At 62.4% G+C, this 15,322-nt stretch carries 18 protein-coding genes; 11 read left to right on the top strand and 7 right to left on the bottom strand.

Annotated features, from left to right (window positions below; genetic code table 11):
- Window positions 1-71: 71 nt before the first annotated feature.
- Window positions 72-980 (bottom strand): 50S ribosomal protein L3 N(5)-glutamine methyltransferase, encoded by a 909-nt coding sequence (gene prmB / locus JOE27_RS23310; protein ID WP_046786619.1) that lies wholly within the window; start codon window positions 978-980, stop codon window positions 72-74.
- A gap of 179 nt (window positions 981-1,159) precedes the next feature.
- Between prmB and JOE27_RS23305 the strand changes: the two genes are divergently transcribed.
- The 7 genes from JOE27_RS23305 to JOE27_RS23275 all read left to right on the top strand — a co-directional run bounded on the left by JOE27_RS23305 (window position 1,160) and on the right by JOE27_RS23275 (window position 5,005).
- Complete coding sequence (locus JOE27_RS23305) at window positions 1,160-1,750, top strand: cysteine hydrolase family protein (RefSeq protein WP_012313346.1); 591 nt, start codon at window positions 1,160-1,162, stop codon at window positions 1,748-1,750.
- 89 nt (window positions 1,751-1,839) lie between these two features.
- Window positions 1,840-2,160, top strand: a complete 321-nt coding sequence (locus tag JOE27_RS23300; protein ID WP_046786621.1) for a hypothetical protein — start codon at window positions 1,840-1,842, stop codon at window positions 2,158-2,160.
- Window positions 2,161-2,256: 96 nt separating this feature from the next.
- Window positions 2,257-2,817 carry a Smr/MutS family protein gene (locus JOE27_RS23295; protein WP_046786622.1) on the top strand — a complete coding sequence of 187 codons (561 nt, stop codon included), beginning with the start codon at window positions 2,257-2,259 and terminating at the stop codon, window positions 2,815-2,817.
- A 70-nt stretch (window positions 2,818-2,887) separates the two neighbouring features.
- On the top strand, window positions 2,888-3,433 hold the full coding sequence (gene folE / locus JOE27_RS23290) for a GTP cyclohydrolase I FolE (RefSeq protein WP_012313343.1): 546 nt from the start codon (window positions 2,888-2,890) through the stop codon (window positions 3,431-3,433).
- Window positions 3,434-3,490: 57 nt separating this feature from the next.
- On the top strand, window positions 3,491-3,862 hold the full coding sequence (locus JOE27_RS23285; RefSeq protein ID WP_115272898.1) for a glutaredoxin: 372 nt from the start codon (window positions 3,491-3,493) through the stop codon (window positions 3,860-3,862).
- Between the two features lie 25 nt (window positions 3,863-3,887).
- The gene (locus JOE27_RS23280; protein WP_204920353.1) at window positions 3,888-4,616 is read left to right on the top strand and encodes a hypothetical protein; all 729 of its coding nucleotides are present in this window, start codon (window positions 3,888-3,890) and stop codon (window positions 4,614-4,616) included.
- The gene (locus tag JOE27_RS23275; protein ID WP_204920351.1) at window positions 4,616-5,005 is read left to right on the top strand and encodes a hypothetical protein; all 390 of its coding nucleotides are present in this window, start codon (window positions 4,616-4,618) and stop codon (window positions 5,003-5,005) included. The genes JOE27_RS23280 and JOE27_RS23275 overlap by 1 nt, the downstream gene beginning before the upstream one ends.
- Before the next feature lie 556 nt (window positions 5,006-5,561).
- On the opposite strand, the gene JOE27_RS23270 is transcribed toward JOE27_RS23275, so the two are convergent.
- Window positions 5,562-6,164 (bottom strand): glutathione S-transferase family protein, encoded by a 603-nt coding sequence (locus JOE27_RS23270; protein ID WP_204920349.1) that lies wholly within the window; start codon window positions 6,162-6,164, stop codon window positions 5,562-5,564.
- Window positions 6,165-6,308: 144 nt separating this feature from the next.
- Between JOE27_RS23270 and JOE27_RS23265 the strand changes: the two genes are divergently transcribed.
- Window positions 6,309-7,499, top strand: coding sequence for a benzoate/H(+) symporter BenE family transporter (locus JOE27_RS23265; protein ID WP_046786624.1), 1,191 nt, complete (start codon window positions 6,309-6,311; stop codon window positions 7,497-7,499).
- Between the two features lie 123 nt (window positions 7,500-7,622).
- Here the strand turns inward: JOE27_RS23265 and JOE27_RS23260 are convergent, their stop codons facing one another.
- The 3 genes from JOE27_RS23260 to JOE27_RS23250 form a co-directional block, all read right to left on the bottom strand.
- Window positions 7,623-9,563 (bottom strand): methyl-accepting chemotaxis protein, encoded by a 1,941-nt coding sequence (locus tag JOE27_RS23260; protein ID WP_204920347.1) that lies wholly within the window; start codon window positions 9,561-9,563, stop codon window positions 7,623-7,625.
- Between the two features lie 242 nt (window positions 9,564-9,805).
- Complete coding sequence (locus JOE27_RS23255; protein WP_204920345.1) at window positions 9,806-10,087, bottom strand: hypothetical protein; 282 nt, start codon at window positions 10,085-10,087, stop codon at window positions 9,806-9,808.
- A gap of 122 nt (window positions 10,088-10,209) precedes the next feature.
- Complete coding sequence (locus tag JOE27_RS23250) at window positions 10,210-10,971, bottom strand: SDR family oxidoreductase (protein WP_046786626.1); 762 nt, start codon at window positions 10,969-10,971, stop codon at window positions 10,210-10,212.
- Window positions 10,972-11,308: 337 nt separating this feature from the next.
- Here JOE27_RS23250 and JOE27_RS23245 point away from each other — a divergent pair, with 337 nt between their 5' ends.
- The 3 genes from JOE27_RS23245 (at window position 11,309) to kdsA (ending at window position 14,165) form a co-directional block, all read left to right on the top strand.
- On the top strand, window positions 11,309-12,310 hold the full coding sequence (locus tag JOE27_RS23245) for an NADP-dependent oxidoreductase (protein ID WP_204920343.1): 1,002 nt from the start codon (window positions 11,309-11,311) through the stop codon (window positions 12,308-12,310).
- Between the two features lie 136 nt (window positions 12,311-12,446).
- Window positions 12,447-13,286, top strand: coding sequence for a lipopolysaccharide kinase InaA family protein (locus tag JOE27_RS23240; RefSeq protein ID WP_204920341.1), 840 nt, complete (start codon window positions 12,447-12,449; stop codon window positions 13,284-13,286).
- Window positions 13,287-13,322: 36 nt separating this feature from the next.
- Window positions 13,323-14,165, top strand: a complete 843-nt coding sequence (gene kdsA, locus JOE27_RS23235) for a 3-deoxy-8-phosphooctulonate synthase (RefSeq protein WP_012313334.1) — start codon at window positions 13,323-13,325, stop codon at window positions 14,163-14,165.
- Window positions 14,166-14,296: 131 nt separating this feature from the next.
- On the opposite strand, the gene JOE27_RS23230 is transcribed toward kdsA, so the two are convergent.
- On the bottom strand, window positions 14,297-14,560 hold the full coding sequence (locus JOE27_RS23230; protein ID WP_204920339.1) for a DUF3077 domain-containing protein: 264 nt from the start codon (window positions 14,558-14,560) through the stop codon (window positions 14,297-14,299).
- Window positions 14,561-14,573: 13 nt separating this feature from the next.
- Window positions 14,574-14,855 carry a hypothetical protein gene (locus JOE27_RS23225; RefSeq protein WP_012313332.1) on the bottom strand — a complete coding sequence of 94 codons (282 nt, stop codon included), beginning with the start codon at window positions 14,853-14,855 and terminating at the stop codon, window positions 14,574-14,576.
- Window positions 14,856-15,322: the final 467 nt, after the last annotated feature.

Raw genomic sequence — 15,322 nt, 5'->3', positions numbered from 1 at the left:
GCATGCCATGGGTGCTACAGCGGCTTTGAGACCGTGCAACGCAAGGCATGCCCCACCCCATCAAGCCCCGATCAAACGCGGGCCTTGAACAGCTCCTGATGTTGCCGGCACTGCTCCGCCGTCAGCATGAACACCCCATGCCCACCGCGCTCGAAGTCCAGCCAGGCGAAGTCGACCTCCGGGTACAGCGCCTCGACATGCACCTGGCTATTGCCCACCTCGACAATCAGCAGGCCCTTCTCGGTCAGGTGCTCGGCCGCCTCGGCCAGCATGCGACGCACCAGGTCCAGGCCATCGTTGCCGCAGGCCAGGCCCATCTCCGGCTCATGGTGATACTCGGCCGGCATGTCGCCGAAGTCCTCGGCATCGACATACGGCGGGTTGGACAGGATCAGGTCGAAGCGCTGCCCCGGCAGGCCCGCGAAGCCGTCACCCTGTACCGTGAATACCCGCTCGTCCAGGCCATGGCGTTCGATGTTCTGGTTGGCCACTTCAAGCGCTTCGAAGGACAGGTCGGCCAATACCACCTCGGCCTCGGGGAACACCTCGGCCGCCACGATACCGATGCAACCGGAGCCCGTGCACAGGTCGAGAATGCGCGCAGGCTCATTGGCCAGCCATGGCTCGAAGCGTTTTTCGATCAGCTCGCCGATCGGCGAACGCGGTACCAGCACACGCTCGTCAACGATGAACGACATGCCGCAGAACCACGCCTCACCCAGCAGGTAGGCAGTGGGTACACGGTCTTCGATACGGCGCTTGAGCAGGTGCTGCAGGCGTACACGCTCGTCGTCCTCGAGCTGGCAATCCAGGTAGCTGTCGGCGATTTCCCACGGCAGGTGCACGGCGCCCAGCACCAGCAGGCGGGCTTCATCCCAGGCGTTGTCGGCACCGTGGCCGAAAAACAGCTCGTGCTCGTGGAAGCGGCTGACCGCCCAGCGGATATGGTCGCGCAAGGTGCGCAGACGAGATGTGATCACGGGGTACTCCTATTCAGATCTGGACAAAAGTCTAACAGCCCGCACCGCACAAATGTTCCTGCGGATCGCCCAGCGGGTAGCCACAGGCCAGTAACTGCGCCGGTTTCGATGTCAACCATTCCCATTGGCGCCAAGGCAAGGGAGAATAGGTATACAAAAGCCCTTCCAAGGAGCCCTTGATGTCCGTTCCAACCACGATGTTCCGCCTCACTGGCCGCGATTACCCGCCGGCCAAGCTGAGCCAAGCCAGCCTGATCGTCATCGATGCGCAAAAAGAGTACCTCAGTGGTCCGCTCGCGCTGTCGGGCATGGACGAGGCCGTGGCCAACATCGCCAGGTTGCTCGACGCCGCCCGCAAGGCCGGCCGTCCGATCATCCACGTCCGCCACCTCGGTACCGTCGGCGGTCGCTTCGACCCACAAGGCCCTGCCGGTGAATTCATCCCGGGGCTGGAGCCACGCGACGGTGAAATAATCATCGAAAAGCGCATGCCCAACGCGTTCAAGAACACCAAGCTGCACGAAACCCTGCAGGAGCTGGGGCACCTGGACCTGATCGTCTGCGGTTTCATGAGCCATTCCAGCGTCAGCACCACCGTGCGCCGGGCCAAGGACTATGGTTATCGTTGCACCCTGGTGCAAGACGCTTCGGCGACCCGCGACCTGGCCCTGAAAGACCGCGTGATTCCCGCTGCGCAGATTCACGAGTGCGAAATGGCCGTGATGGCCGACAACTTCGCCTGCGTCGCCCCCACCGCCAGCCTGATCTGAGCCTGGCGAGCTGACCACCGCCCGGCAGCCGGGCGGAACCCGGGGGCCGGTTGCCGGTCGAATTTCTGATGCCCACAGAGGAAATCGGAATGAAGCTCAAAGGCAGTTTCGACGCCAAACGCCTGCGCCAGCGCGAGCCACGCAACTGGGGCGCCCGCCTGGCCGCCGGCCTGTCGGCGCTGCTGGCCACGTTCGGTGTGCTGCTGGCCATGGCCGGCGTCGCCGGGCTGCTCGGTAATTACCCGGCCTTTGCCGAGCTCAATGCCAACCGCCCGCTTTCGATTACCCTTAGCGTGGTCGGGCTGGTGCTCCTGTACCTGGGCGTGCGCTTCTGGCGGCGCAGCCGCATTCGCCTGCGCCGCGGTCGGGAGCTGAACATGTCGCCGCACCTGATGAAAAAGCACGACTGAAGGCTGTGCTGAAGCCCCCTGGCCCTGCCGGCGGCAGGGCCATTGCTGACGCCACAGGGTTGATCGCGTAAACTACGCCGCCCACGTGGAGGCACCATGCAAGACGACGATTTTTCCCTGTTCAGCGCCGAGGTGCGCGGCGTCAAGCCGATCAAGCACGACCGTGCCGAGGTCGGCAAACCCAAGGCTGACCGCAAGCAGCTGGCCGGCCTGCGCCAGGCGGCGACCGTGCGCAGTGACCAGACCTTGGTGATCGACGGCCTGTCCGACCAGTTCGTCATCGACGTGGGTGCCGAAGACGAGTTGATGTGGCGCCGCGACGGCGTGCAGGAAACCCAGCTGCGCAAGCTCAAGCTCGGCCAGATCGCCTTCGAGGGCAGCCTCGACCTGCACGGCATGACTGTCGAGAAGGCCCGCGAAACCCTGTGGGCCTTCATTGCCGAGGCCACCAAGCTGGAAGTACGCTGCGTACGCGTGACCCACGGCAAGGCCGCACGCCTGGATGGCAAGCGGCCAATGATCAAGAGCCACGTCAACACCTGGCTGCGCCAGCACCCGCAGGTGCTCGGTTTCGCCTCCTGCCAGGCCCGCCACGGCGGTACCGGTGCCGTGTACGTAATGCTCAAACGAACCATGATGGAAGGCCGCGACGAGTAACGCCGCGCTTGCAGCGCAGGCTTTGCCGCCGTAACCTTCGTTTTTGCGATTTTTTCCCACAGGTAGATACATGTCCCTGGAACAGAACTACACCGAGATCCTCAGCCAGATCGGCGAGGACGTCTCCCGTGAGGGCCTGCTCGACACGCCCAAGCGGGCTGCAAAGGCCATGAAATACCTTTGCCGCGGTTACGAGCAGACGCTGGAAGAAGTGACCAACGGCGCGCTGTTCACCTCCGACAACAGCGAAATGGTGCTGGTCCGGGACATCGAGCTGTATTCGATGTGCGAACACCACATGCTGCCGTTCATCGGCAAGGCGCACGTGGCCTACCTGCCCAAGGGCAAGGTACTGGGCCTGTCCAAGGTCGCGCGGATCGTCGACATGTTCGCCCGCCGCCTGCAGATCCAGGAAAACCTCAGCCGCCAGATCGCCGAGGCCGTGCAGCAGGTGACCGGCGCTGCGGGTGTGGCGGTGGTTATCGAAGCCAAGCACATGTGCATGATGATGCGCGGTGTGGAGAAGCAGAACTCGACCATGCTCACCTCGGTGATGCTCGGTGAATTCCGCGACAACCCGGCCACGCGCATGGAGTTCCTCGGCCTGATCAAATGATCGGCGCGTGACCCGAGCCGGCCCTGTGGGTCGGCTTTTTATTTTCAGGAGTTGCAGATGATCGTCAAAGCCTTGCGGGTCGGCCTCGGCCAGCTCATCGTGATCGGCGACCTGATCAGCCGCCCGGCCAAGCGCAAGCGCGATGCCGCGGCCCAGGCGCATGTCGAGCAGCAGGCCAAGGGCCTTGCGCTGTACCAGTTCCATGCGTGCCCGTTCTGCGTGAAAACCCGCCGCACCCTGCACCGCCTCAACGTGCCAGTGGCATTGCGCGACGCCAAGAACGACCCAGAGCACCGCCAGGCGCTGCTCGAAGGTGGCGGCCGGGTGAAAGTGCCGTGCTTGCGCATCGAAGAGCAAGGCAACGTGACCTGGATGTATGAGTCCAAGGCAATCATTGCCTACCTGGACAAACGCTTCGCGAGTATCTGAGGCGGTTCTTTGTAGGAGCGGCCTTGTGTCGCGAAGGGCCGCAAAGCGGCCCCAGGAGATCAGCGGCGCAACCGATATCCTGGGGCTGCTGCGCAGCCCTTTCGCGACACAAGGCCGCTCCTACCCCCAGCAAGGTGCAAGTGGCCGCGCTGAACAAAGCCAGGTGGTGATGACACTGGAAGCGCTCAAGGTCGCTATTCACGCCTGTAGGAGCGGCCTTGTGTCGCGAAGGGCCGCAAAGCGGCCCCAGGAGATCAGCGGCGCAACCGATATCCTGGGGCTGCTGCGCAGCCCTTTCGCGACACAAGGCCGCTCCTACCCCCAGCAAGGTGCAAGTGGCCGCGCTGAACAAAGCCAGGTGGTGATGACACTGGAAGCGCTCAAGGTCGCTATTCACGCCTGTAGGAGCGGCCTTGTGTCGCGAAGGGCCGCAAAGCGGCCCCAGGATATCAGCGGCGCCACCGATATCCTGGGGCTGCTGCGCAGCCCTTTCGCGACACAAGGCCGCTCCTACCCGCAGCAAGGTGCAAGTGGCCGCGCTGAACAAAGCCAGGTGGTGATGACACTGGAAGCGCTCAAGGTCGCTGTTCACGCCTGTAGGAGCGGCCTTGTGTCGCGAAGGGCCGCAAAGCGGCCCCAGGATATCAGCGGCGCCACAGATATCCTTGGGCTGCTGCGCAGCCCTTTCGCGACACGAGGCCGCTCCTACCCGCAGCAAGGTGCAAGTGGCCGCGCTGAACAAAGCGGGGGGTGATGGCACTCGAAGCGCTCAAGGTCGCTGTTCACGCCTGTAGGAGCGGCCTTGTGTCGCGAAGGGCCGCAAAGCGGCCCCAGGATATCAGCGGCGCCACAGATATCCTGGGGCTGCTGCGCAGCCCTTTCGCGACACGAGGCCGCTCCTACCCGCAGCAAGGTGCAAGTGGCCGCGCTGAACAAAGCCAGGTGGTGATGACACTGGAAGCGCTCAAGGTCGCTGTTCACGCCTGTAGGAGCGGCCTTGTGTCGCGAAGGGCTGCGAAGCGGCCCCAGGATATCAGCGGCGCCACCGATATCCTGGGGCTGCTGCGCAGCCCTTTCGCGACACAAGGCCGCTCCTACCCGCAGCAAGGTGCAAATGGCCGCGCTGAACAAAGCGGGGGGTGATGGCACTGGAAGCCCTCAAGGTCGCTGTTCACGCCTGTAGGAGCGGCCTTGTGTCGCGAAGGGCCGCAAAGCGGCCCCAGGATATCAGCGGCGCCACCGATATCCTGGGGCTGCTGCGCAGCCCTTTCGCGACACAAGGCCGCTCCTACCCGCAGCAAGGTGCAAGTGGCCGCGCTGAACAAAGCGGGGGGTGATGGCACTGGAAGCGCTCAAGGTCGCTGTTCACGCCTGTAGGAGCGGCCTTGTGTCGCGAAGGGCCGCAAAGCGGCCCCAGGATATCAGCGGCGCCACCGATATCCTGGGGCTGCTGCGCAGCCCTTTCGCGACACAAGGCCGCTCCTACCCGCAGCAAGGTGCAAGTGGCCGCGCTGAACAAAGCCAGGTGGTGATGACACTGGAAGCGCTCAAGGTCGCTGTTCACGCCTGTAGGAGCGGCCTTGTGTCGCGAAGGGCTGCGAAGCGGCCCCAGGATATCAGCGGCGCCACCGATATCCTGGGGCCGCTTCGCAGCCCTTTCGCGACACGAGGCCGCTCCTACGGAACCTGTGAGGCCTGCTCAGCCCACCATCGGCACATGCCGAGGATGCGCGGCCACCCGGGCCAGCCAGGCTCGCACACCCGGGTACTCGGCCAGGTCGAACCCACCCTGATGCGCCACATGGGTGTAGGCAAACAACGCCACATCGGCAATCGAATATTGCTCGCCCACCAGGTACGGCGTCATCTGCAACTGCCGCTCCATCACCCTCAATGCCTTGTAACCGCCCTTGTGCAGCTTGCGGTATTCGTCCACGCGCTCGTCAGGCAAACCCAGGTAAAACTGGATGAACCGCGCCACGGCGATGTACGGCTCATGGCTGTACTGCTCGAAGAACTGCCACTGCAGCACCTGGGTACGCAAACGCGGCTCGCTGGGCAGGTATTCGCTGCCATCGGCCAGGAAATTGAGAATGGCGTTGGACTCCCACAGGCAAGTGCCGTCCTCAAGCTTTAGCACCGGCACCTTGCCATTGGGGTTCATCGCCAGAAATTCCGGCGTTTCGGTCCCGCCCTTGAGGATATCCACCGGATGCCATTCATAAGGGCGGTCCAGCAGGCTGAGCATCAGCTTGACCTTGTAACAGTTGCCCGACTGGTAGTCGCCATAGACTTTGTACATCGCCCCTCCCTCCCATGCAGTTGCGCATTCGTGCCCAATAGTTGGCGACTGTACGGCTAAAAGCAATGCCCGCTGTATGGCAAGGATCAACCCGACGCGCGTTAGTCTGAAAAAACTGCTTACACATGGACAAGGACTTACCCCATGACCGATGCCACCTCCGCACGCCTGCGGCCCCTGGCAGACAGCTCAACGTCGGCCGTCGTCGCCGGTTTCATCGCCATGCTCACCGGCTACACCAGCTCGCTGGTGCTGATGTTCCAGGCTGGCCAGGCCGCCGGCCTTTCCACGGCGCAGATCTCGTCGTGGATCTGGGCCCTGTCCATCGGCATGGCGGTCTGCAGCATCGGCCTGTCGCTGCGCTACCGCACGCCGATCACCGTGGCCTGGTCGACGCCCGGGGCTGCGCTGTTGATCACCAGCCTGGGCGGGGTCAGCTACGGCGAAGCGATCGGTGCCTACATCACCTGTGCCGTGCTGGTACTCATCTGCGGCCTGACCGGCAGCTTCGAACGCCTGGTCAAACGCATCCCGGCATCACTGGCCTCGGCATTGCTGGCCGGCATCCTGTTCAAGATCGGCAGCGAAATCTTCGTCGCAGCGCAGCACCGCACGCTGCTGGTGCTGGGCATGTTCTTCAGTTACCTGCTGGTCAAACGCCTGTCGCCGCGCTACTGCGTGCTGGCAGCGTTACTGGTGGGCACGGCGCTGTCCGGCGCACTGGGTTTGCTGGACTTCAGCAGCTTCAGGCTGGAAGTGGCCACACCGGTGTGGACCACGCCCAGCTTCTCGCTGGCCGCGACCATCAGCATCGGCATTCCACTGTTCGTGGTGGCCATGACCTCGCAAAACATGCCCGGTGTTGCCGTACTGCGCGCCGATGGTTATCAGGTCCCGGCTTCGCCATTGATCTCAACCACCGGCTTTGCCTCACTGCTGCTGGCCCCGTTCGGCTCGCACGGCGTCAACCTGGCGGCCATCAGCGCAGCGATCTGCACCGGGCCGCATGCCCATGAAGACCCAAGCAAGCGCTATACAGCGGCGGTGTGGTGCGGGATTTTCTACGGCATTGCCGGGGTGTTCGGCGCCACGCTGGCGGCGTTGTTCGCTGCGCTGCCCAAGGAGCTGGTGTTGTCTATCGCGGCATTGGCGCTGTTCGGCTCGATCATGAACGGCCTGACGGTGGCCATGAGTGAGGCGCGCGAGCGGGAGGCAGCGCTGATTACCTTCATGGTGACGGCGTCGGGCTTGACCCTGTTTTCGATCGGGTCGGCATTCTGGGGGATTGTGGCGGGGGTGGTGACCCTGCTGATTCTCAACCCGCGCAGGGCCTGACCGAAGGGGTGCCGTACCGGCCCCATCGCCGGCAAGCCGGCTCCTACAGTTACACCACATGCCTTGAAATCAGTGGGGTTCCTGTGGGAGCCGGCTTGCCGGCGATGGGGCCGGTACAAACGATCACAAACGAAAATGCCCCACCATCCCCTTAAGGTCACTGCCCAACTGCGCCAGCTCGATACTTGACTGCGCATTACCCTGCATTGCCAATGCCGCCTGATCGGCACTGCCCCGAATCTGCGTGACACTGCGGCTAATCTCTTCAGCCACCGAACTCTGCTGCTCTGCCGCCGCGGCAATCTGCTGGTTCATCTGCTGAATCAACGACACCGCTGCCGCAATACTGCCCAGGGCGCTTTCGGTTTGCAGCGCATCGGCCACTGCCAGGCGCACCAGGTCGGTACTGCCACGGATCTGCGCCACCGACTGCTGGGCATTGCCGCGCAGGCTGGCAACCAACCGCTCGATCTCCTCGGTAGACTGGCGGGTACGCCGGGCCAGCGCCCGCACCTCATCGGCCACCACGGCAAAACCACGCCCCTGCTCGCCCGCCCGCGCCGCTTCGATGGCGGCATTGAGCGCCAGCAGGTTGGTCTGCTCGGCAACGCTCTTGATCACTTCCAGCACATCGCCAATGGTGTGGATCTCGGCGCTCAGGCTGTCGATACCGGCGCTGGCAGCATCCGCCGCCGCCGCCAGTTGCTCGATACGCTGCATGCTCTGGCGCACCACCACCTGGCCCGAATCGACCTTCTCGTCAGCGGCCTGGGCCGCCAGTGCCGCCTCTTCGGCATTGCGCGCCACATCGTGCACGGTGGCGGTCATCTGCTGCATGGCGGTCACCACCTGCTCGGTCTCCTCCTTCTGGCTGCCGACTTCGCGGTTGGTCTGCTCGGTTACCGCTGACAGCGCCTGGGCACTGCCAGCCAGTTGCTCGATACCCTGCTGCAGGCCGCTGACGATGCCCGACAGCCCGGCAGCCATCTGCTGCATGGCCTGCATCAACTGGCCCACCTCATCGTTGCGCGCAGCTTCCGCGTCCAGGCTCAACTCCCCGGCAGCGATGCGCTGGGCACGGCCAATCACCCGTTTGAGCGGGCCGACCACCGCCCGCGTGATCAACCACCCCGCCAGTACCCCCACCAGCAGCGCCAGGCCGGTTGCCAGGGCGATGGCCACGGCATTGCGCGTCAGCTCAGCCTGCATCGCCTGCTCGTCCGCCGCATAGGCCTGATCGACCCGCTGCGTAGCCTGCTCGGCACGCGCCTGCAGTTGCGCCTTGATACCGTGCTCTTTGCCGAGCAGGTCGGTGTATTCGTTGAGTTTGTCGGAGAAGCTGGCGATATGCCCCTGCACCTCGCCCAGCACGCTCTGGTAGCCCGCATCGCCGACCGCCGCCTTGAGCTGCTCGACCAGCCCTGCCGCCTCAACTGTCTGGGCGATGCGCCCTGCGGCTGCGCCCTCCTCGCCTTTGCGGCTCTGGTCCAGGCGCACGCGTGCCTCGTCCATGGCCTGCAGCATCAAGCGGGATACCTGGCTCACCTGCGCAGCCTGCTCCAAAAACTCCCCGCCTTGCTGGCCTTGTGACTGCTTGAGCGTGTAGGTGCCGTCATCGGCCAGGCCGGCCTGCAGTACATCGAGGTTGTTGGCCACGCTGGAGACCGACCAACTGGCCATGTCCAGCGCCAGCTCCTTGGCCTGCACCGCTTCGACAAAGGCTTCGAAGGCCTGGCCATACGCCGCCAGGTCCGCTTCGGCCGCCGCCAGTGCCGGCAGGCTCCGGGCGCGCTCGCTGAGGTTGTGCAGGCCGCTGCGCAGGGCCTCGGCCTCCTTGATATCGGAGCGCAGGGCAAAGGCCTGTTCGTGCTGGCGCAGTTTGAGCAGGTCGGTGTTGAACTGGCCCAGCTGGCGCAGGCCACCGAAATGCTGGCCGACGCTGTACAGCGCGGCAATGCCGATGGCTGCCACCGCCAGGGTCAGCAGCAATACCAGGGCAAAGCCCAGGCCCAGCTTGCGGGCCATGCCCAGGTTGGCCAGAAAACCCTGCCTGCTCGCCTCCATACGCCGCCCCCTTGCTCTCAGAGTTTGCAAAGGCCAAGCGTGGCAACGATTGCGTTGAACCCACAAGGGCTTGAGGGCGCAATAGTGTCAAATAGCTATGAGCGTGTCGTAATCAGCTTGCTGAAGGTCGCCCTGCATGTGAAAGAAAGGCCAGAGCACGGGAACCCTGCCCATGAGCGACATTGATGCGCAAACTGGCCGGGGCCGGTGAGCACGTCACCGGAAAATGACCCGCCCAAGCATCATTTGCAGATGACGATCATGGTACGGCTGGTATAACCCGCAGGGTTTATGCCGAACAGGAAGTCCCCTTCCTCCTCATCGTCACTGGTCGAGCGGGCGACAACTTTGTAACCACGGGCCCCACAGGACTGCGCCGCCTTGCTATAGCACTTGTCCCACGATGACGAGAGGCCCGAGCAATTGATATGCAAGCCCTTGCGGCCTTTTCTCATCTCGGTCTTGGCAGTTGCCGCGCACCCTGCAATCGCCACGATGGCCAAGAACAAAACTAAATGCTTCATTGCTGTCCTTAGATGAAGTGACTTCATCGTAAGACCGGTCACCAACGATCCAGTTCTTGCCCCAACCCTATCACAGAGAAATCAAACTCCGTACCATCGTCCCGTCGGCACAGGGCCCCTTTTCAAATAGCCGTGGCCCCACCGTCCACCGTAAGGCTGTGCCCGGTAGTGAACGCTGCCCCATCACTGCACAGGTACAGCACCGCACTGGCGATTTCCTCGACCTTGCCGATGCGCCCGACCGGGTGCATTGCGGCGGCGAACTCGGCCTTGCGCGGGTCGGCCTCGTAGGCGCGGCGGAACATGTCGGTATCGATCACCGCCGGGCACACCGCATTCACGCGGATGCGCTTCTTGGCATATTCGATGGCCGCCGATTTGGTCAGGCCGATTACCGCGTGCTTGGACGCGCTGTAGATGCTCATCTTCGGCGCCGCGCCCAAGCCTGCCACCGAGGCAGTATTGACGATCGCCCCGCCGCCCTGGGCCAGCAACAGCGGCAGCTGGTACTTCATGCACAGCCACACCCCTTTGACGTTGACGCCCATGATGGCGTCGAACTCTGCCTCGCTGCCCTCGGCCAGGCGGCCCTGCTCGATTTCGATACCGGCATTGTTGTAGGCATAGTCCAGGCGACCGTAGGCCTGAATGACCTGCTCATGCAGCCGGCGCACATCAGCGTCACGGGTCACGTCACAGGCCACGAACAGCGCCTGGCCACCGGCCTCGTTGATCAACGCCACGGTGCCCTCACCGCCGACCGGATCGAGGTCGGCCACCACCACCTTGAGCCCCTCACGGGCAAACGCCAGTGCCGTCGCCCGGCCGATACCCGCCGCACCGCCAGTGACCAGTGCTACCTGGCCGGAAAAGGTCATGCTCATCGAATGCTCCAATCATGGGTGCAGCAAAGCGCAATTTTTTTAATGTGGGAGCCGCGCTTGCCGGCGATCGAGCGCGCAGCGCTCGCCCCGGCCTGCAGGCCTTTCTCAACACCCGAAACAAAGGGGCCGCTCACAGCCCATCGCCGGCAAGCCCGGCTCCCACAAATGGTTGCAGCAGCCTTTGGCTTCTGCGCTCAGAGTCTAGTCAGCCTGCCAACCCACTGTGCAGCATCATCAAGCCAGCGGTTGGGCTATCATGCCTACCAGTGATTTTGCAGACCTGTTGTCATCACCACGTTAAATTGACCCTTCTGCTCCTGCCCACAAGGACCCCGCCATGACCCAGACCAACCGCCGCTTCCTGCTGGCCAAACGCCCGACCGGCGCCGTACGCCGCGACGACTTCACCTTCGATACAGTGCCCGCCGATGCCCCCGCCGAAGGCCAGATCCAGGTACGCAACCTGTACCTGTCGCTGGACCCGGCCATGCGCGGCTGGATGAATGAAGGCAAGTCGTACATCCCGCCCGTGGCACTCGGCCAGGTAATGCGCGCGCTGGGCGTAGGCGAAGTGGTGGCCTCCAACCACCCCGACTTCAAACCCGGCGACCATGTCAGCGGCGCCCTCGGCGTGCAGGACTACTTCACCGGCGAACCCCAGGGCCTGCACAAGATCGACCCCAACCTTGCCCCCCTGCCCCGCTACCTCTCAGCCCTGGGCATGACCGGCATGACCGCCTACTTCGCCCTGCTCGATGTCGGCCAGCCAAAAGAGGGTGACACCGTGGTCATCTCCGGTGCTGCCGGCGCCGTGGGCAGCATCGTCGGCCAGATTGCCAAGATCAAAGGCTGCCGCGTCGTCGGCATTGCCGGCGGCGCGCAGAAATGCCAGTACCTCAAGGATGAACTGGGGTTCGATGGCGTCATCGACTACAAAGCCGAGGACGTACTTGCCGGCCTGAAGCGCGAATGCCCCAAGGGCGTTGACGTGTACTTCGACAACGTCGGCGGCGAAATCCTCGACGCCGTGCTCACCCGCATCAACTTCAAGGCCCGCATCGTGATCTGCGGGGCGATCAGCCAGTACAACAACAAGGAAGCAGTCAAAGGCCCGGCCAACTACCTGGCGCTGCTGGTGAACCGTGCACGCATGGAAGGGTTCGTGGTGATGGACCACGCCAAGGAGTACGGCAAGGCCGCGCAGGAAATCGCCGGCTGGCTGGCCAGTGGCAAGGTCAAGAGCAAAGAGGATGTGGTGGAGGGGCTGGAGACGTTCCCAGAAACCCTGCTCAAGCTGTTCAGCGGGGAAAACTTCGGCAAGCTGGTGTTGAAGGTTTGAAATACTGGGGCCGCTCACGCGGCCCCTTAGCACATTTCAATGTTAAGTATCGTTAAGAACCTGTACGAAAAATGTGAAAAAACTGTAGTATTGGATCCATTATTTATGGCTATTTGATACTACAAGGAATGAAGGTGTGGTTGGCGATTCACAGATCTGGCAAAACGAATACCCCCACACTCTGCGCCATCGCGACACCACCTTGCACCTTCAAGCCCCTATTGCCCCGCATACCCGGCAAGCCTTCGAACGACTGATCGAGCAGAGCGCCAGTGCCAAACGGGTTAGCGCCCCTCTTGAATGCTCCCGAAGCCTGCTGTTCACCAAACGTGAAAAGCTCGATTCGCTGAAAAAGAAGCTGCGCATGCAGCGTGGCCGGCCCAAGCGCAACGGCATGTACGACTGGTCCCTCGAAGAACTGATCAACACCCGCGAAGCAGCCCGGCGGGGTGCGCGGGTGCCCAAGCTGGTCGGCTACGGCTACAGCCGCTCCCGGTTGGGCCTGATGCAGGACTTTTTCCTCATCACAGAATTGCTGAGCGGGCACGAGGACGGGCTGGCAAAGGTGCGCAAAAAGCCAGAGGCCGTGCACGGGGTGATCGCGGCAGCGTTCGAACTGCTGCATGCCCTGCACTGCCAAGGCGTCACGCACATGGACCTGTGGGCGGCCAACGTCATGCTCCCGGAAGAAGGACAAGCGCAGGCCATCGACCTGGAGAACAGCTTCTCCGGGCCCACGGCCTACATGAGCGAAACCTTGGGCTTTCAGTTCGGCTTTTTCTACTACCGAGAAATTTACCGCTATATAACCGAAGCGGACTATGATGCTGCGGTAGAATACGCACTGGCCGAGTACTTCCCTGACGTGCAACGCGCAGCCTTCAACCGGGTGTACGCGCTTGCCAAGCATGAGGAAATCGGGCGCCTGGAGCGCCGCGAAATCTTCACCAGCGGTGTACTCGAAAGTCGTTGGTAGAGCGCCATGGCTACCCCAGACTTCATAGAGTAGAAAATGATCAAGATCACCCAGAACATCGAATGTTCCAATGCCGCCCCGTTCGTGCTGTTCGGCGGCATCAACGTCCTTGAGTCCGAGGACCTGGCCCTTACCGCCTGCGCCGAATACGTGCGGGTAACCGAGAAGCTGGGCATTCCTTACGTGTTCAAGGCCAGCTTCGACAAAGCCAACCGTTCCTCGATCCACTCCTACCGTGGCCCGGGCATGGAAGAAGGCCTGCGCATCTTCGAGAAGGTCAAGGCCGAGTTCGGCGTACCGATCATCACCGACGTGCACGAGATCTACCAGTGCGCGCCAGTGGCCGAAGTGGTCGACGTGCTGCAACTGCCTGCCTTCCTGGCCCGCCAGACCGACCTGGTGGTGGCGCTGGCCAAGACTGGCAAACCGGTGAACATCAAGAAGCCGCAGTTCCTGAGCCCTTCGCAGATGCAGAACATCGTGCAGAAGTTCAAGGAAGCGGGTAACGACCAGTTGATCCTGTGCGACCGCGGCACCTGCATGGGCTACGACAACCTGGTTGTGGACATGCTGGGCTTTGGTGTGATGAAGCGCACCTGCGATGACCTGCCGATCATTTTCGACGTGACCCACGCCCTGCAGAACCGTGACCCTTCGGGTGCTGCTTCTGGTGGCCGCCGTGAGCAGGTGGTTGACCTGGCACGTGCCGGCATGGGCGTTGGCCTGGCTGGCCTGTTCCTGGAAGCCCACCCGAACCCGGACCAGGCCAAGTGCGACGGCCCAAGCGCCCTGCCGCTGGACAAGCTGGAGCCGTTCTTGGCGCAGATCAAGGCGCTGGATGACCTGGTGAAGTCGTTCCCGCCGCTGGTTATTGGTTGAGTCGCTTTTGCGTGATTTGAATGGGCCGGTACGCGCGAGTGTACCGGCCCTTTTTGTTGGCATTCAGGGTTTGGCTTGGGTATTGCGGCGTAACGGAAACCGAGTGCCCGAAGATTCTGTGACAGGCAGCCTCAGCCCCTCATCCCCAACTCCGCATCATCCATCAGCGCCTTGGCCATCGCGCTCAGGTAATGCGAAGCCCAGATCATCATCGGCTTCTCATCCATCAGCCCAACGATGGTCAGCTCGCGCACATACCCCATCAACTCCGAAGCCTGCTCACGGGCATCCTGGCAAGGTATACCCGGCTCGATGCGGAACAAGGGATGGCTCTGGTGCTCACCCTGAAAAAACGTGGTCACACCTGCTGTGACATAGGTAACGTCTGTAGTCATTGCCGTATTCCCCTCAATGCAGGCCGTTAGTACGTTCCAAGGCCAGCGACAGCGCATCCGACTGACCCCAGGCAATCTGCATGGCCCGCAGCCCGTTTACCATCAACTCACGGGTGGCCTCATCCTCGATTGCGTAGAGGGCCATGTGGCAGTGGTTGTAGGCCAGCATCAGGTAATGGGTGACGTTCATGACCACGTGATCGATCGGCACGATGCGCTCGCTGATGGCGCTGGAGAGGGTCTTGTCGGAGGGAAGGTCGAAATTATGGGGTGGATCGGGGACGATTTTTTTCATAGCAATTCCTTGAAGATTTCAGGAGCTGCCACCGCCGTTTCCACACGAAAGGCGGCAACTGTACACGGGGTGGAAATCCGGTCTTCAAGGAACCCCGGTAGGCCTGACGGCCTCCCGCATACAGCTGCCATTACGACAGACACTTGAAGATTGCCGGGTTTCCACACCCGCATCGCTGAACATCAGCGACCCAGAAAGCCTAAAGGGCAGTGTTTCCAGGAACAATCAGACGCGTGTCGACAGAACATGTAGGGTATTTCCTCAGGCGAGGCATCACCAGTCCTGAGTCGTAGGAAATATCTGAACAAATCGCAGGATCCTCCCTACGTATAAGCCTGCAACACGCTATCGTATCCCTCAAGTGCCCCTTCCATTAGAATGGCCAATACCTGCATAAGATGCTGAATTGCCATCACTTTAGAAAAACCAGCAGGTAGCCTGCATAGAGGCGTCAAAAGAACGGATCA

It is taken from the genome of Pseudomonas sp. M5 (assembly GCF_016907075.1).
Classification (GTDB): domain Bacteria; phylum Pseudomonadota; class Gammaproteobacteria; order Pseudomonadales; family Pseudomonadaceae; genus Aquipseudomonas; species Aquipseudomonas putida_E.
This window is presented reverse-complemented; position numbering and strand designations above follow the sequence as displayed.